Source organism: Psychrobacillus sp. NPDC096426, assembly GCF_044762745.1.
In the GTDB taxonomy this organism is placed as follows: domain Bacteria; phylum Bacillota; class Bacilli; order Bacillales_A; family Planococcaceae; genus Psychrobacillus.
The window spans coordinates 159,491-176,362 of sequence record NZ_JBIWEX010000004.1 but is presented as its reverse complement, the minus strand read 5'-3'; the positions used below and the strand labels follow the sequence as shown (position 1 = coordinate 176,362).

The 16,872-nt window shown below is 36.6% G+C and carries 16 protein-coding genes; 13 read left to right on the top strand and 3 right to left on the bottom strand.

Features of this window, described 5'->3' with window-relative positions; all coding sequences use genetic code 11:
- The first annotated feature begins 53 nt into the window (after window positions 1–53).
- The 4 genes from ACIQYS_RS05340 to ACIQYS_RS05325 all read left to right on the top strand — a co-directional run bounded on the left by ACIQYS_RS05340 (window position 54) and on the right by ACIQYS_RS05325 (window position 3,518).
- Complete coding sequence (locus tag ACIQYS_RS05340) at window positions 54–347, top strand: hypothetical protein (RefSeq protein WP_402975896.1); 294 nt, start codon at window positions 54–56, stop codon at window positions 345–347.
- 651 nt (window positions 348–998) lie between these two features.
- The gene (locus ACIQYS_RS05335; RefSeq protein ID WP_402975894.1) at window positions 999–1,571 is read left to right on the top strand and encodes a GNAT family N-acetyltransferase; all 573 of its coding nucleotides are present in this window, start codon (window positions 999–1,001) and stop codon (window positions 1,569–1,571) included.
- A 232-nt stretch (window positions 1,572–1,803) separates the two neighbouring features.
- Entirely contained in the window at window positions 1,804–2,682 is an 879-nt protein-coding gene (locus ACIQYS_RS05330) for a GNAT family N-acetyltransferase (protein ID WP_402975891.1), read from the top strand.
- Window positions 2,683–2,858: 176 nt separating this feature from the next.
- Entirely contained in the window at window positions 2,859–3,518 is a 660-nt protein-coding gene (locus ACIQYS_RS05325; RefSeq protein WP_402975889.1) for an AlkZ-related protein, read from the top strand.
- Window positions 3,519–3,617: 99 nt separating this feature from the next.
- Here the strand turns inward: ACIQYS_RS05325 and ACIQYS_RS05320 are convergent, their stop codons facing one another.
- Window positions 3,618–4,871: a TolB family protein gene (locus ACIQYS_RS05320; protein WP_402975887.1), complete on the bottom strand. Its 1,254-nt coding sequence runs from the start codon at window positions 4,869–4,871 to the stop codon at window positions 3,618–3,620.
- Window positions 4,872–5,274: 403 nt separating this feature from the next.
- Here ACIQYS_RS05320 and ACIQYS_RS05315 point away from each other — a divergent pair, with 403 nt between their 5' ends.
- Together ACIQYS_RS05315 and ACIQYS_RS05310 are read left to right on the top strand one after the other, a co-directional pair.
- Window positions 5,275–5,487, top strand: coding sequence for a hypothetical protein (locus ACIQYS_RS05315; protein ID WP_402975885.1), 213 nt, complete (start codon window positions 5,275–5,277; stop codon window positions 5,485–5,487).
- 504 nt (window positions 5,488–5,991) lie between these two features.
- Window positions 5,992–7,473 (top strand): aldehyde dehydrogenase family protein, encoded by a 1,482-nt coding sequence (locus ACIQYS_RS05310; RefSeq protein ID WP_402975883.1) that lies wholly within the window; start codon window positions 5,992–5,994, stop codon window positions 7,471–7,473.
- Window positions 7,474–7,505: 32 nt separating this feature from the next.
- On the opposite strand, the gene ACIQYS_RS05305 is transcribed toward ACIQYS_RS05310, so the two are convergent.
- Entirely contained in the window at window positions 7,506–8,723 is a 1,218-nt protein-coding gene (locus ACIQYS_RS05305; RefSeq protein WP_402975881.1) for a CdaR family transcriptional regulator, read from the bottom strand.
- Between the two features lie 261 nt (window positions 8,724–8,984).
- Between ACIQYS_RS05305 and ACIQYS_RS05300 the strand changes: the two genes are divergently transcribed.
- The 7 genes from ACIQYS_RS05300 to ACIQYS_RS05270 all read left to right on the top strand — a co-directional run bounded on the left by ACIQYS_RS05300 (window position 8,985) and on the right by ACIQYS_RS05270 (window position 15,399).
- On the top strand, window positions 8,985–9,671 hold the full coding sequence (locus tag ACIQYS_RS05300) for a CoA transferase subunit A (protein ID WP_402975879.1): 687 nt from the start codon (window positions 8,985–8,987) through the stop codon (window positions 9,669–9,671).
- Window positions 9,658–10,311, top strand: coding sequence for a 3-oxoacid CoA-transferase subunit B (locus tag ACIQYS_RS05295; RefSeq protein WP_402975877.1), 654 nt, complete (start codon window positions 9,658–9,660; stop codon window positions 10,309–10,311). Before ACIQYS_RS05300 ends, ACIQYS_RS05295 begins: the two co-directional genes overlap by 14 nt.
- A gap of 34 nt (window positions 10,312–10,345) precedes the next feature.
- Window positions 10,346–11,191: a 3-hydroxyacyl-CoA dehydrogenase gene (locus ACIQYS_RS05290; RefSeq protein ID WP_402975875.1), complete on the top strand. Its 846-nt coding sequence runs from the start codon at window positions 10,346–10,348 to the stop codon at window positions 11,189–11,191.
- Between the two features lie 115 nt (window positions 11,192–11,306).
- Window positions 11,307–11,984: an enoyl-CoA hydratase/isomerase family protein gene (locus ACIQYS_RS05285; protein WP_402975873.1), complete on the top strand. Its 678-nt coding sequence runs from the start codon at window positions 11,307–11,309 to the stop codon at window positions 11,982–11,984.
- A 14-nt stretch (window positions 11,985–11,998) separates the two neighbouring features.
- Window positions 11,999–13,159: an acyl-CoA dehydrogenase family protein gene (locus ACIQYS_RS05280; protein ID WP_402975871.1), complete on the top strand. Its 1,161-nt coding sequence runs from the start codon at window positions 11,999–12,001 to the stop codon at window positions 13,157–13,159.
- A 4-nt stretch (window positions 13,160–13,163) separates the two neighbouring features.
- Complete coding sequence (locus ACIQYS_RS05275) at window positions 13,164–14,351, top strand: thiolase family protein (protein WP_402975869.1); 1,188 nt, start codon at window positions 13,164–13,166, stop codon at window positions 14,349–14,351.
- A gap of 49 nt (window positions 14,352–14,400) precedes the next feature.
- A complete protein-coding gene (locus ACIQYS_RS05270; RefSeq protein ID WP_402975867.1) occupies window positions 14,401–15,399 on the top strand; it encodes a hydroxyacid dehydrogenase in 999 nt (332 codons plus the stop codon).
- A gap of 353 nt (window positions 15,400–15,752) precedes the next feature.
- On the opposite strand, the gene ACIQYS_RS05265 is transcribed toward ACIQYS_RS05270, so the two are convergent.
- On the bottom strand, window positions 15,753–16,772 hold the full coding sequence (locus ACIQYS_RS05265; protein ID WP_402975865.1) for an NADH:flavin oxidoreductase/NADH oxidase: 1,020 nt from the start codon (window positions 16,770–16,772) through the stop codon (window positions 15,753–15,755).
- Between the last annotated feature and the right edge of the window lie 100 nt (window positions 16,773–16,872).

Below are 16,872 nucleotides of genomic sequence, written 5' to 3'. Positions count from 1 at the left end.
TAATTACCTATCTATTGGATAGGGTTTATTTAGATTATCTAGGGGTCTTGCCGATGAAAATAAAATGGATTAATGGGCAGCATGCGGAAGATAATAGAATCTTTGATTCGTTAATCGAAGCTTATGAATGGACAGATTCATTATATCATGATTTTTCTAATAACCTAATTAGTAGAGTTAAAGTGGGATATGCAACACCTGATGCAAAAGTTATTGATTATTTAATCGATTTTATACCTGAATGGGCAAATTACTTAAATGTAGGGGTTAATGTAAATAAAGTAAAAACACGAGTAGATGGAAAAATCATTTATAGAATTTGGGTCACATACAGTTCCGAGAGTTAAGCGTAACTGTAGATTCAACTCTTGTTTTGCACTTGGTTTTTGCAAATTGAATTGTAGAGAGTCCGTCGATAAAAGATAGAACAACATTTTTACTTGGATGAGAAGGAATACTATTATTGCATAGCAAAAGCTATTGTATAAAAAATAAATAAAGATAGCCTTTGCTTTCCTAAAATAAATATTTATATTTAGGGGTGCAAAAATGAGCTATAAAAAAGCAAAGAATGTTCTACCAGCTGAGTTGGTACAGTTAATATAACAAAAAGAGAATTGGATTTATGAAATTCTAATATTTATAACGATTATCTAGCAGGAATGGATATGGTTACTTTGTGTAGAAAATATTATTTGTCATCAAAAAGCATTCAAAGAATTGCACTCAATGAAAAGAGATCGAACGTTTGAAATAAGCTGATGTGTTCTTAAGCCGCATTTGCTTATTTTCTTTTAAGAATTAAGTATGAGGTTTATTTAAATAATGTAAAACAGCTATAATCTAGTCAACTCTTATAAATGGCGAAAAGAAATGAACCAGCTAATTATTTTTGAATACTCAGTCTTAGTCTATTTAGATTAATGGACTATTGAAGATGGAATTATTTAATTTAGTGCAGAGTGAATGTTTGCAAAGGGAATGGATTGGGGATGGATATGAACAATTTATTTACAATAGACTGTGGTGAAATATTACTGAGAGAGTTTAGAATTGAAGATGTAGATAGTATTTATGAAATTACCTCACAAGCTGAAGTTTATGAATTTCTGCCTGATTGGCTTTCAACAAGAAAACAACGATTGAATTGGGTTACAAATTATGAGATTCCATCCAATAAAGAGTTTTTGTCAGCTGTACCTAATATCGATGGTCAAAATTATTTGAAGTTGGGAATTGTATTAAAGGAAACTGGCAAATTTATTGGTTTCTGCAATACAGGTACTAAAGAAGGGCTAAGTGAACCAAATCAGGAAATTGCTTATGCTATTTCAAAACATTATAGAAATCGTGGATACACAACCAAAGCAGTAAAAGGCTTGAAAAAATATTTGTTTGAGAATACAAATATAGAACAACTTAATGCAGTTATTCTGCCCCGCAATGTTAGCTCAAATAAAGTTATTCAAAAATGTGGTTTTCGTTTTAATGGAAATATTGAAATGGAAGGACAATCGCATTATCATTACACGCTTAACAAAGAAGAATGCGTAAGACAAAATAGTCACTAACGCTATTGAATTGAACTCCCATGAAAGTTAATCGCTCAACTTGGTGCAAGGAGGTTTTCTAGTCCCCAAACAGCATACCGAACAATGGCAGTTGCTTGTTTTTCAATATGGGATGGCGGCTGAAGATTCTGCTCGTTTTGTGTTTTTTTTACGCCGCTGTACGCCTGAATATGAATAATAGTGCTCTTAGAGCAATGATATAGAAGTAGAAATATGAAGGGAGTGATACTTGTTGGGAGAGTTACAATTCATTAAAAATTATAGAGATAATGAGCAACATAGAGAGAGCTTTTTCGAACTTGCTAATAGTGTTTTTGGCTTGAATTTTAAAGGTTGGTATCAACATGGGTTTTGGGGAATGGGATACATCCCTTTTTCATATGTGGTAGAGGATAAAGTTGTAGCAAATGTTTCAATTAATATCATTGATCTTATTATACAAGGTAATCAAAAACGGGCATTACAAGTTGGAACAGTGATGACTCATCCTGATTACCGAAACAGGGGGCTTTCTAAAAGTTTAATGAATAAAGTTTTAGATGATTATAAAATGTACGATTTGATATACCTTTTTGCAAATGAGAACGTTTTAGATTTTTATCCGAAGTTTGGCTTTGAAATAGTGGAAGAATATCAATTTTCCATGAATTATTTGTCCAATCAAAAATCCAAAAATGCCCTCCGTAAACTGGACATAACAAATATGGATGAAATAAAATTTATTTTTAAATTTGCTAAAGAGAGAATACCTGTTTCCCAACGGTTTTCAACTGTAAACTCCCATGAAATTTTAATGTATTATTGCTTGACAGTTTTTTGTAATGACATTTATTATCTTGAATCCGAAGATGCAATAATAATTTATAGAGAAGACGAAAACCAAATTAATCTTTTTGATATCATCAGTAAGCAAAAAATAAACTTTAACCATATTCTAATAGAAATCTCAGGTGAGGGAAGCAAAAGGATAATTTTTCATTACACCCCAGATTATGAAGGCTTTCTATTTGAAAGTAGTCCTATAAATGGTAGTGGAGCTTTATTTGTGAAAACAAATGGTGATAATTATTTTCCCGGAAATTTGAAACATCCTATTACTTCGGAAGCGTAAAACAATTTTGTTCAGATTTCAATTGTTTGTCCCTTATTATGAAAAATAAGCCTGAAACAATTTTTTTACATGTTCATCTAAGAGTATGGACTTCAAGAAGGAAAATCTAAACTGAATATAGAAATTAGACATATGCCAATTTTTAAAAGGGAGATAACAAATTGATGGAATATAAAGTGAAAACATATGAGGAAGCGATAGGTGTAATAGAAGAGATTGGTTTACTCCCCCTTGCCCCTTTAATACCTGATTTCCCCTCTTTAAATACGATTACTTCTCCAGAGTATTGGCATTCTGAATCAGAGTTTGCTCCTTGGATTTGGAGGACAAGATTTTCAACAGACGGAGTTGCGGCATACGGTAAATTCATTAAGAAAAAATCGGTATTGGTTTCCAGTCAGCTTCTTCCATATATAAAGAAAGTTTTAGGTTATACCGAGTCCATCGAAGAACGTTATTTTAATGGAAACGTATCAAAAGAAGCATTTGAAATAAACAAAATCATTGGCCAAGAGGAAGGAATAGACACAAGGGCATTAAGAATAAAGGCAGGACTAAAGGAAAGAGACAAAAAGAAGATATTTGATAACGCATTATTAGAATTACAAGGATCAATAGATATTGTAATTTCAGGTATACAAGTGAAAAAAAACGCTGAAGGTGAAAAGAATGGCTGGAGCAGTACAGCTTTTGAGACATACGACTCTTGGGCTGTAAGAAATACAATAGACGTCATTAATAAAGATAAAGAAGATGCAAGAAAATATCTTTTATCTTTTTTTTCAAATATTTGTAGTGATGAGTCAATAAAGAAACTGGAAAAAATATTCGTATAAGTAAAGAAAAGAAGTGGTGTGATTTAGTTTTCTTCCTTGTATCATAAACCATTCAAACACAATTCTGAAGAGAGTCTGAATGGTTTGTGTCAGTGATGACTAAAACGGAAAAAATCCATATCCTTCAATGTCATGTATCCAAACTTCGGCATTATTACCATTCGGATCAGCAATCCATAAATCTTTCTTTGTTGCGATAATATCACTCTTTCTGATCCATGTAATTTTGTTGATGGATTTTAAAAACAGTGGATTATAATCTCCAAATTCTTTTTTAGGCGTCGTTATTTTTAGTTGTTTTTGACCATTAATCGCTACATAATATAAAGATGGTTTTGGGCGTTTTGTCGGATCATTTGACCATTCGGATTCTTGCACTCTGGAAACAATAAGTGACATATCATTCACCCATGTAAAACCCATTTCTGCAAAGTTATTTGGTGTGAGATTTAGACTAGGAGCAGCGGGAAGTTCCGTGACTTTCAAATCTTTATTTTTAAAGCCAAATACAATTCGACCTCCACCTGCAATATAGCCGAGCGTATTTTTGGTAATTGCCCATTTTGGTTTGAAATCGAGAATTACTTCATCAATTACCTCAAAATCATCTCCACCTTCTGAGATGATACAAAGCATATCACTATCCATAGACAAAGAACCGGTCGGATTAACAATAAAGGAAATCCATTGCCCATTGGGAGAAAAACTAAATGACCCTGCGTTGATGGACATGATTCTTTTATCGTTTATCCCTATTTCTTTTGGAATGACAAATAGCTTTTTCACATGTTTCGTTAAATCCCAGTTTTTAAAATAATCATCTGTCAGTGTTATTGTAAAGAGCACGGGATTAGTCCAACCATCTGGTCGAAGCGAAGCGCTTGACGATGCAATAAAGCCTTTACCGTTAGGATGCCACTCATAACTATCAACACCTAAAGCAATGTTCGTAAAGGTTTCTAAATTTGATATATTTAACACTCCTCTATCGGTGAAAGCGACAATATTCTCGGTAGGAGACCATTTCGGGTTATACCCGTCATAAAAGATTTTATGATGCTTTCTCGTACTTACATCATATACCCATAACTCATTTGAAGTTTCTATTGATTTATTTATGTTACCACGTACGTTTTTCTGATAAAGGATTAGTGTCCCGTCGAATGACCAAGATGGGGGATAATTGTATACTGCTTGTTTGTCTGTTATTTTTTCTTCTATCCCGTTATCTTTTATCCATACATAACCATCCCGAACAAAAGCCACTTTTACACCTAACGTATTTGTTTCCGCATAGATAGCCGCTGGGAAAATCAAACAGAAAATAATTAGCAAATATAACAGCTTTGACATACGATCACCTCTTCCATCGTATATTCTCCAGTTCAGTCAATGTTAAGCATCTTAAAATTTTCCTATTCATATAAAGGTGAATATAAAACGTGTTTTTCCCTCGAATTTGCGGATTTTAGAATTTAAATCGTATAGACCTATTACTAGCCATACTTGGAGGACTGATGGGAGGTTTAGTTAATTCAATTTATCATTTTTGGGGAGTTAGTGTGCATAATCTATTATCAGACATAGCAATTTTCATATTATTTTTGATTTATACAGAAATAAGCTTCAATTCTCTGGATATTACAAAGTGAAAGAACGGGTCAAATTGTCTAAACGATTTAGTATATCACTTTATTATGATCGGTTTTATTGCTACTAATTGTTCCTATGCGTCGTTAACGAAAAGAGGAGGAGAATGAAGAAAATCATTGCAAATCTAATACTTCTTTTGTTTTCAGTAGTTATATTCATTACTCTTTGGAAAATAATGCAATATTTCTTTAACGCTTTTGTCCCGTTTAATCCAATGACGGAGCTTATCTCTTTCGTTGTAATTGTGATTATTATACCTACGTCCATGATTTTAGCAGATATTAGTTTTAGGCCATTTCAAAAATCCTTTAAGTAAAGGGAAAAGAATGCGGCTCAGGTGAATTATTTTTTGAAGTGTCCTGATCCCTTTGAAGGTAATCTTTCTACAAGATGGCTGTCTAGGTGTTAATGCACCAATTGTTCTTTATAGTGTACGTTTAATCTACTTTATGCATTTAATATTTCAAGACTGTTTAATTTACACTCACATAGCAGTTTTTTGTGTACCATTTGAACAAGTTATACGAAATATCCTTATCTTTTGGGCTAATCTTTGTGCAATACAACCATAGTATTCACCGATGAAAAACGGTAAATTGGAAGTGTAAACATCTAATATTATGAAGATTCTGAAAAAGTAGGTGATGTTGTGAATTATCAATCGAATAGATTGGGGCAAATCCCTCTTTATCTATTGTTGGAAATTTGAAGTGGAAGGCGTTCGCCTGTAGCGTAAATCAACCTTGTTCGGATTATAAGGTCATTTCCTTTTATGAAATTGATTGAACTAAATTGTTTTCTAAAAATGGGAGGAACATATATGAAAAAATATCTTAATTATATTGACGGCGAGTGGAGCGAATCATCATCAGGTAAATATGTAGAGATTTTGAATCCTGCGAATGGAGAAGTACTTGGTGAAGTTACACAATCGACGAAAGAAGATGTAGATCGTGCGGTTCAAGCAGCAAAGAAGGCACAAAAAGAATGGCGTCTTGTACCAGCTCCCGAGCGAGCGGAATTTTTATATAAAGTTGCATTCCTGTTAAAAGAGCGCAAAGAAAAAATTGCGCAAGTACTCACTAGTGAAATGGGTAAAGTGATTGAAGAGGCAAGAGGTGAAGTGCAAGAAGCGATTGATATGGCTTTTTATATGGCTGGGGAAGGTCGTCGTCAATTTGGGGATACTGTTCCGTCGGAGCTACGCAATAAATTTGCGATGAGTGTGCGAATTCCAGTTGGGGTAGCAGGTTTAATCACTCCATGGAATTTCCCAATTGCGATTGCTTCATGGAAGTCACTTCCAGCTCTAGTAACTGGTAATGCGGTTGTTTGGAAACCGGCAACTGAAACACCAATGACTGCTTATGAGTTTGCTAAAATCTACGAAGAAGCGGGCTTGCCAAAAGGGTTATTAAATCTAGTAAATGGTTCAGGAAGTGTTGTAGGAAATGCAATAGTAGAACATCCTGACATCGATCTAATCTCATTTACTGGTTCTAATGAAGTTGGTAGTGCTATTAATGCGCGTGCCGGTGAACTACTAAAACGAACATCTCTTGAAATGGGCGGTAAAAATGCTGTAACTGTATTGGCTGATGCTGATTTAGATCTTGCGGTAGATAGTATTTTATGGGGGGCATTTGGAACAAGTGGTCAACGATGCACTGCAACGAGCAGAATTATTGTCCATCAATATGTGAAAGCTGAGCTAGAGCAAAAGCTAGTGGACCGTATTGGAGAATTGACGCTAGGCGATGGTGCAGATGAGTCGGTGAAAGTGGGTCCAGTTATCAATCGCTCTGCTCTTGAAAAAATTCATGATTTTGTGCAAATTGGTCAAAGAGAAGGTGCTCGGCTACTTGCTGGTGGGCATATTGTATCCGAAATTGGGTTAGATGGTGGGAACTTCTATGCGCCAACGATCTTTACGGATGTAACACCAGAAATGCGAATTGCAAAAGAAGAAATCTTTGGTCCAGTTGTATCTATTATTTCTGTAAATAGTTTAGAAGAGGCAATCGAAATAAATAACAATGTAGAATTTGGTTTATCGAGTTCCATCTTTACAGCAGATGTAAATCGGGCGTTCCAAGCAATGAGAGATTTAGATACTGGAATCGTTTATATTAATGCTGGTACGACTGGAGCTGAAATCCACCTTCCGTTCGGAGGAACAAAAGGAACGGGGAATGGACATAGAGATTCTGGTGTAGCTGCACTTGATGTATACACGGAGTGGAAATCAGTCTATATAGATTACAGTGGTAAATTACAAAGAGCACAAATTGATAATAATTAATGAGTATAAAAAAACTGCCTATTCTTGAATTCTCAAGGGTGGGCAGCTTTAACTTTCGTATCGTCATAGCATTGGATAGCGGTATACAAAAGCATACAGTGCTTGAAGTCACTTGTATTAAGTGACGTAATTTCTTGAATTTTTCTAAGCCGATAAATGAGCGTGTTTCTATGAATGAACATATTTCTGGAAGTTTCACTTAATTTCATGTCATATTTGCAATACTCCATAAATGTACTGGATAAAACGTCATAATTTTCATGTTCGATGAATGGTGAAATAATGTTTGAAAGCTTTCGTTGATATTCTACTGACAATTCTTTTGGTAGAAGACGAAGCAACATTTCCCGTTCATTGTATACATGAATCGATGAATCCTTTTCTGTATCCCTTCCAATAGTCATTGATTTCTTTGCGTTTTGATAAGATTCAGATACACCCTTTATCCCATCACTCGTATCACCAACTGAAACGTAAGCGGAAACTTGATATTTTCTCTCCAAAAATACATTTAGTTTTTCAAGTTTTTCATCGAGGCTTTTTACTAAAATGGATAAGGATTTCTTAGTAGGAAGCGCTTTGATAATAATGAAGCGTTCGATATTTAAAACCGAAATAATATCATCCGTATTTTCAATGAAGATTAAGCGAAGATAATCTAAAACTTCCCTTTGAAAATATTGCAAGGAGAAATCGTCTAACAATCCCACTTTTCCTTTTTCAGAAGAAACTTTTTCAGTTAGATTATTAATGTCTATTAAAAGACAAACACGATTTGCATGTAAATCAACATTAAGTAAAGTTGCATATTGTAAAACATGATCATCCACCTCATTATCTTTAGAATGAATGATTTGGTGGACGAAATATTCAATCATTTTTGCTTTTAACTCCGCCATTTCCTTACTAATAGCCTCTTGACACATCATTTCTACTTGGTTTTTAACCAATTGCCCGTATTTATCTACTTCTTTTGGCTCTCCAACAATTCCAAGTACACCAATCACTTGGTTATTGAATTTAAGTGGAACAGCTACCCCGGGTAATACTTTATTGTCGATTTTATTCACACACTCTACCATTTTATTTGTTTTGACGACTTTTAGCGACGGCTGATGGAAGATTCCGATCCGGCTTATATCTGAAGCCCCAATAATATATCCTTCATTATCCGTAATGCTAATAGGGTATGGCAAAACTTCACTTGTTTTTTCCACAATATCTTGTGCGATACGTTTAAGTATTTTCATCGAGTGATGTCCTTTCTGTTATTTTCAAATTGTTTTAAACCTTGAAAGAGTGTTTGTTATTTACTCTATCAGAATAGTATGCACAATGGCTATTCTCAATGAAAAAATTGCTATGTAAATAGAAATTGGAAATGTGGTCTGATAAATAAAAAGGTTGTACAAGACATATGATTATTAATGATAGGGAGAAAAGTAATATGAATAAGTGTTATTCAATTGCATATAGATGGAAATAGCGGTTTGTAAGGAAGGAGAATATAGTTGGTGAAACTATTAAGAGATAACGAGTTTCTAGATTTTATCATGGATGGAGATAAGTTATTGGTTGGTGGATTCGGTATGTCAGGCACTCCTTTGACACTGATTGATGGATTAGCCTCCTCTTCTAAAAAAGAGTTAACTATTGTAAGCAATAACTTGGGTGAAGTAGGTAAAGGATTAGGAAAACTTTTGAACAAAAACATATTGAAAAAGGCAATCGGCTCTTACTTTACAACCAATCGGGATGCCGTTAAAGCATGGTCCGAAGGGAAGTTGGAAATAGAGCTTATTCCACAAGGTACTTTGGCGGAGGCTGTTAGGTGTGGAGGGGCAGGAATCGGTGGTTTTTATACGAAAACAGCTGTCGGTACTAAATTAGCGGAAGGAAAAGAAGAAAAAGTAATCGATGGGGAAAGATATATTTTAGAAAAGGCGATTAAAGGGGACGTTTCATTAATTAAAGCATATAAAGCAGATCGTTTAGGCAATTTAGTTTATGACCATACGGGAAGGAATTTTAATCCGGTTATGGCTACTGCTAGTAAGATCGTTATTGCAGAAGTAGATGAAATTGTAGAGACCGGTACACTGTTACCAACGGAGATTGTTACACCTCATGTTTACGTGGATTATATTGTGATGAGTAAATATGTAAAAAAAGGTGGGGTTTTCGTTGAAACAGTCTGAACGAGTGAAAATTGCAAAACGTATAGTTCAGGAGCTTAAAGAAGGGCAAGTTGTAAATCTGGGTGTTGGTATTCCAACACTTATTCCAGATTATTTGGAAGAGAAATACCTTGTTTTACAGTCAGAGAATGGTTTGCTTGGTATGGGGGCAACACCACCTCCTGAAGAAATAAATATGGATTTAATAAGTGCAAGTAAGGCTCCTATTACAATGGAGATAGGCGCTTCCTTATTTGATAGTGCAAGTTCTTTTGCGATGATACGTGGAGGTCATATAGATGTTGCTGTTCTAGGTGCTTTACAAGTGGATCAAACAGGAGAAATTGCCAATTGGGCAGTTCCTGGACAAACGATACTAGGAGTCGGTGGTGCAATGGATTTAGTCGCTGGTGCAAAGAAAATCATTGTTGCAACTGCACATTCCTCTATAACGGGTGAAGCAAAACTTGTGAAAGCACTTACTTTTCCGACAAGTGGGATCCGAAAAGCGGATCTTGTAGTAACGGAACATGCGGTATTTAAGTTTGAAGAAAATAACATGAAACTGGTTGAGAATTTGTCGGATATGACCATATCTCAGCTTAAGGAAATAACGGAAGCGGAGTTTATCTATGAATCAGAAAACAGTGATTTACGTTAGTTTAGACGTAAATTTGAACGGAGGAGATTAGCCCATGAAGCAAATTACAGTTGTCGGGTCTGGTGTTATGGGAAAAGGGATTGCCTATACAAGTGCAGTATCTGGATTTAAGGTGTATTTGAATGATTTGAACGAGAAGATTCTAGCAAAATCAAAAAAGGAAATTGATGATTTGCTAGATTCAAGTTTTCGTGGAGGTTTTTTAAACGAAGCGAAATATAAACAGGCAAAAGAGAATTTGATCTATGAGTACCAACTAGAAGTTGCAGCACAGGACGCTGATTTGGTTATTGAAGCAGTGCTTGAAAAAATAGACTTAAAAATAGAAGTGTTCCAGAAGCTTGATCGTATTTGTAAGCCGGAAGCGGTATTAGCGACAAATACTTCTACGATGAGCCCTACTGAAATCGGTGCCCAAACATCTCGTCCAGACAAAGTTATCGCTATGCATTTCTTTAATCCAGTCCATAAAATGAAGCTGATTGAAGTAGTAAAAGGGCTTGAAACTTCCGATGAAACAGTCGAATTTGTAAAAGGCATTTCCGAATCAATGAAAAAAGAAGCAGTCGAAGTGAATGAGTTTCCTGGTTTCGTCACTTCTAGGATGAACTGTTTAATTGGCAACGAGGCGATGAATATGCTTATGGAAGGAGTCGCATCTGCCGAAGACATCGACAAGGCGATGAAATTAGGTCTTAATCACCCGATGGGACCGCTAGAACTTGCGGATTTAGTAGGATTAGATACGAGATTACGTAATATGGAATATCTATATGCAACTTTGGGTGAGAAATACCGTCCTTGCCCACTACTTGTTAAATATGTTAAAGCGGGGCGTCTCGGTAAAAAATGCGGGAAAGGCTTTTATGATTATACGTAAGGGGGAAATAGGATGGGGAATTTCAGCAATCTCCTTGTGGAAAAAGAGAAGGGAATTATGTGGCTCACGCTTAACCGTCCGGAAACGAGAAATGCGCTAGACTGCCAAAACATTAGTGGAAATCGATACCGCATTTTCTGATGCTGAATCGGACAATGAAGTCCGAGTAATTGTCATACAAGGAGCAGGCGGTAAATCATTTGCTGCAGGAGCGGACATTCAGCAACTACATGATCGAGAAGCGCTAGAAGCACTTATTCCTGGAATGCAAGGGTTGTACTCGAAAATTGAAAGTTGTTCGAAAGTGACAATTGCAGCTGTAACAGGGTATGCCCTCGGAGGAGGATGCGAATTGGCGTTAGCTTGCGATATTCGTATAGCGACTAAAAAAGCAAAGTTTGGACTCCCGGAACTAAATTTAGGAATTATTCCCGGAGCAGGTGGTACACAGAGACTCTCTAGAATTGTCGGTAAGGGTAGAGCACTTGATATGATCTTAACCGGAAAAATGATAGACGGAGAACAAGCAGAGCGAATTGGTTTAATCACCTACCTCACGGATGAAGAAGGACTGGAGGAAACAGTGAAAAAAGTAGCTGCTGATGTTATGAAAAAAGGACCTGTTGCCATACAACTTGTAAAACTAGCTATCCATAAAGGATATGATGTTGATTCTGGAACAGCTATGTGGATTGAGAAATTATCCCAAGCAGTTGTGTTTAGTACAGAAGATAAAAAAGAAGGTACGTTAGCATTTTTAGAAAAAAGAAACGCAAATTTTATCAATCGATAAAGGGGGAGATTACGATGGATTTCACTTTCACGGAGGATATCAATTTTTTAAGAGAAACCGTAAGAAAGTTTGTACGAGAAGAAGTAGAACCTGTGGCAAAGATTATTGAAGAAGAAGACAATATTCCAACAAAAATTGTAGAGATGTCTAAAGAGATGGGTCTATTCAGTCTTGGAATCCCTGAAGAATATGGTGGACTTGGACTAGATATGGTTGGTAAATGTGCCATTTATGAAGAACTTGGAAAAACACATAATGGTTTCACAACTCTAATTGGCGCCCATACAGGGATTGGGACTGTTGGTATCGTAGAACTTGGAACAGAAGCGCAAAAACAAAAGTTTTTACCGAAGTTGGCTTCAGGTGAATGGATCGGTGCTTTTGCATTAACGGAACCAAGTGCAGGATCCAATGCTTCCAATATTAAAACGACTGCAGTTAAAAAAGGAGATAAATATGTCATAAACGGTTCCAAGCATTACATAACAAACGCCGTAGATGGACATATCTTTACTGTCATGGCTGTAACGGACAGTTCAAAAGGTGCAAAAGGAATCACTTCTTTTATTGTGGAAAAAGATACACCTGGATTTATCTTAGGAGCTGTAGAACAGAAAATGGGATTAAGAGGTTCTCATTCTGCGGAACTATTCTTTGATAATATGGAAGTCCCAGCGGAAAATGTCTTAGGTGTAGAAGGGTCCGGATACGTTAATGCACTCAAAATACTTGCGAATGGTCGCGCAGGTTTAGCCGCAAGAAATTTGGGATCATGTATCAGATTGCTTGAACACTCACTTGAATATGCGCATGAACGGGAACAATTTGGTCAAAAAATTGTAGACATTCAAGCCGTTCAACATATGCTTGCTGAAATCAGTATGCAAATTGAAGTACTTCGCGGGGTGACATATCGCGTTGCATGGATGACAGATCAGAAAATGCGCGTCGTAAAAGAAGCGGCAATTGCAAAACTTTTTGCTTCTGAAGTGTATAACAAAGTGGCGGATATCGCCTTACAAATCCACGGAGGAATTGGATATATGAAAGATTATCCAATAGAAAGATATTACCGCGATGCACGAATTACAAAAGTCTATGAAGGTACTTCTGAGATTCAAAGAAACATTATTGCAAGTGAACTAAAACGTGATTATGTAAATAGGGGGCTGTGAAGAAATGCGGAATGCTTATATTATAGAATCGGTAAGAACAGCTATTGGTAGAATGGGTGGTTCGTTAAAAGACATACCAGTTGACCATTTGGCGGAAAAGGTCATTAAGGAATTGTTGGTAAGGACAAATAAAGAAATCGAAGTAGATGAAGTTATTTTGGGTCAAGCAAAACAAAGTGCAGATACGTCAAACTTAGCGCGACTAGCAGCACTAAGGGCAGAATTACCAGTAACGGTCCCAGGTTATACCGTACATCGACAATGTGGTTCCGGCTTGCAGGCGATTAATAATGCAGACCAACAAATCCGTTTAGGATTATCCGATGTTGTCATTGCTGGAGGTGCTGAAAGTATGAGTACGGCACCATATTATATTCGAAACGGGAGATATGGTCTTGGAGCGGGGAATGGATTACTGCTAGACCCGAATACAGAAAGTCAACCACGCTCACAGCCCGCTGAAAAGTACGGGGAATTGACAATGGGCTACACCGCTGAAAATCTAGCAGAAGCATACAATATTTCACGAGAAGAACAAGATAAATTCGCCATGAGAAGTCAACTTCTTGCTGAAACTGCCATTAAAGAAGGTAGATTTAAAGATGAAATCGTCCCTTTTGAAACCAAAGGAAGAAAAAATAGCGTGCTATTTGAAGTAGACGAACATCCAAGAAAGTCTACGGAAGAACAAATGGCAAAGCTTCGCGCTGTCTTTAAAGACGGTGGGACTGTCACAGCAGGGAATTCAAGTGGAAGAAATGATGGTGCATCCGTCGTTCTCATGATGTCAGAAGACAAAATGAATGAATATGGATTGCAACCAAAAGCAAAAATTATTGCACAAGCAGTCAGTGCTGTATCCCCTGAAATTATGGGGATCGGACCAGTCACTTCGACACAGAAAGCATTGGAGCAATGCGGTCTAACAATCGATGACATTGATTTAATTGAGTTAAACGAAGCATTTGCTGCCCAAGCTTTATCCGTTATTAAAGGGGCTGGCATGGACATGGATAAAGTAAATGTCAATGGCGGAGCAATTGCACTTGGTCATCCGATTGGTGCTACAGGTGCAATACTCATGACGAAATTGCTCCATGAAATGGGTCGTAGAGGTTCGAAATATGGACTTGTTACGCTTTGTATCGGAGGAGGTCAAGGAATTACAACTATCGTGGAAAACTTACAATAATTGATTAGTATTCACGAAGTGAAAATGTATCTGAAGAAAGGGGAGCTGAATGTCTTTACATATCGTTCAAATACTGCCGATGTATCATCCTATCGGTGAAGAAAAGTTGAAAGAATTTGCTGATGTAAAAGTATTTCATGTGTTTAATGAGCAGGAGATTATTTCCTATTTGCAGCAGAATGTTGTGGACGGAATTATTTTGAGAGCGCCTGCGAAAATCACTCCTGCCATATTAGATCAATGTGAACATGTAAAAGCCATTTCAGGAGCAGGTATTGGACTAGATAATATAGACGTAGACTATGCAACAAAAAAAGGAATTAAAGTTTTGCATGCACCGAAAATGAATAGTGAAGCTACAGCTGAACATGCCGTAGCTTTACTACTAGCTGTTATGAAAGATATTAGTAGGTTCCATTTAGAAATGAAAAAAGGAAACTATTCTTTTAGGGATGGCAGATATACGACAGAATTAAAAGGTAAAACGCTTGGACTTGTAGGATTCGGATCCATTGCTCAAAAAGTGGCAAAAATATTAAAGAATGGCTTTGAGATGAATGTTCTTGCATATGTTCGAACGATTTCAGCTGATAGACAAGAAATAGCAAATTCATTAGGAGTTGAACTGACAACTTCCATAGAGAAGGTATTTAGGAAGAGTGATGCAATCAGTCTTCATATCCCGCTAACAGAGGAAACGAAAGAATTGATTGATAAAAAATTATTTAACATCATGAAACCATCGGCAGTTATTATAAATACGGCACGTGGCGGTATTATAAATGAGAAGGATTTAGTTTCCTCATTAAAAAACAAAACATTCTCAAGGGCCGGAATAGACGTATTTACAGTTGAACCGCCAACGGAAAACCATCCGTTTTTTCAAATAGATGAAATTACAATGACGCCGCATATTGGTGGCATCAGTATCGAAGCTGCAAAAAAGACATCAGTCGTGATAGCTGAGAATTTACTAAAAGCAATCGAAGGGGAAGAGCTATCCGTTATTGCAAACTTGGATGCACTTCATAAGATACAAGGAACATAAAGAATTAGTAAAAAATATGCCGCTTCGCAGATAAATCTATCTGAGGGAATTGTCCAACTTTTATAGAAGATCGACCAACTTTAGGAGAAGATTGTCCAACTATTTGAGGGCATTGTCCAGGTTATATAGAAGATTGTCCAACTTTAGAAGGAGATCGTCCAAGTTCTATTCGAATGTCAATTTTGGTATTTTTCATCTATACCACCTTCCGTATTATCCAATTTATCCAAATATACAATATTACTAGTAGTAATATTATTCTGCTGACACAAAAATAATCCACCCATCCGCTTAACGCCTTGGGTGGATTATTTCTTTTAGCATTTTGAACCTTTGTAAACTTATAAATATTACTAAAATCCTCTTTTATACGGTACGGGTGGTACTACATTCCCTGTAATGGATTCTTCTGCATGTAGTGCCCAGTAAGGATCCTTTAGCATTCCCCGACCAACCGCAACAAGCTCTGCATCTCCATTTGCAATCGTTTGCTCTGCCAAAGCAGCATCTTCTAAAATTCCAACAGCAATTACAGGTACATTTAATGCTTCTTTATATGCACGCGCAAATGAAACCTGATATCCAGGCGTATTTGCAGGCTTTATCTTCCCGGAAGGTCCTTCGCCTCCGCTCGAAACATGGAAAACGTCGACACCCGCTTCTTTATATTTTTTTGCTATTTCTAATGAATGCGCTAAATCATAACCGCCATCCATATATTCAATCGCTGAAATTCGGAAAAGAAGCGGCATTTCCTCCGGCATCACACTTCGTACTGCTTCGATAACTTCTACGCCAAATTTGGATAAGTCTTTTCCATATTCATCGGTTCGATTGTTAATTATTGGTGAATGGAATTGATGGATTAAATAGCCATGTGCTCCGTGAAGTTCGATTGTATCGAACCCAGCTGCAACAGCCCGTTTGACAGCTTCTTTGTATTTTTCGACCATTTCATTTACTTCTACAGTGGAAAGCGCTCTTGGCACTTTCCAATTTTCCGCGACCGGAATGTCAGAAGCACTAACAGGTGGGTTAGCATCGGTTGCTTTTCTACCAGCATGTGCAATTTGTATGCCTATTTTAGCATTGTGTTTATGTACTTCTTTCACGATTCTTTCGTACGCAGGAATTTGATCGTCTGACCATAATCCTAAATCGAAATCGGTTATTCTGCCATCCGGTTCTACATCGGTCATTTCAACGATAATAAGCCCGGCACCACCAACTGCTCTAGAAACGTAGTGGACAAAATGCCAATCGGTTGGGGTACCGTCTTTTGCTTCTACCGAATATTGACACATAGGAGGCATCACCACTCGATTTTTTAATGTTAGTCCATTTAGTGTAATAGGTGAAAATAAATGACTCATTGAACACACTCCTTTCTTCCATTATCTTTGTTTCATTTCCGGGAATCAATTAATCTGTCTAATAAAAATATTCTTCATAATCATAAATTACTGGTTGTAT

Bases quoted from the DNA above. Each gene is read 5' to 3' on its own strand.
- ACIQYS_RS05290 (WP_402975875.1), top strand. From the start codon at position 10,346: ATGAAGCAAATTACAGTTGTCGGGTCTGGTGTTATGGGAAAAGGGATT.
- ACIQYS_RS05265 (WP_402975865.1), bottom strand. From the start codon at position 16,772: ATGAGTCATTTATTTTCACCTATTACACTAAATGGACTAACATTAAAA.
- ACIQYS_RS05335 (WP_402975894.1), top strand. From the start codon at position 999: ATGAACAATTTATTTACAATAGACTGTGGTGAAATATTACTGAGAGAG.
- ACIQYS_RS05305 (WP_402975881.1), bottom strand. From the start codon at position 8,723: ATGAAAATACTTAAACGTATCGCACAAGATATTGTGGAAAAAACAAGT.
- ACIQYS_RS05275 (WP_402975869.1), top strand. From the start codon at position 13,164: ATGCGGAATGCTTATATTATAGAATCGGTAAGAACAGCTATTGGTAGA.
- ACIQYS_RS05315 (WP_402975885.1), top strand. From the start codon at position 5,275: ATGAAGAAAATCATTGCAAATCTAATACTTCTTTTGTTTTCAGTAGTT.
- ACIQYS_RS05340 (WP_402975896.1), top strand. From the start codon at position 54: ATGAAAATAAAATGGATTAATGGGCAGCATGCGGAAGATAATAGAATC.
- ACIQYS_RS05320 (WP_402975887.1), bottom strand. From the start codon at position 4,871: ATGTCAAAGCTGTTATATTTGCTAATTATTTTCTGTTTGATTTTCCCA.
- ACIQYS_RS05270 (WP_402975867.1), top strand. From the start codon at position 14,401: ATGTCTTTACATATCGTTCAAATACTGCCGATGTATCATCCTATCGGT.
- ACIQYS_RS05280 (WP_402975871.1), top strand. From the start codon at position 11,999: ATGGATTTCACTTTCACGGAGGATATCAATTTTTTAAGAGAAACCGTA.
- ACIQYS_RS05310 (WP_402975883.1), top strand. From the start codon at position 5,992: ATGAAAAAATATCTTAATTATATTGACGGCGAGTGGAGCGAATCATCA.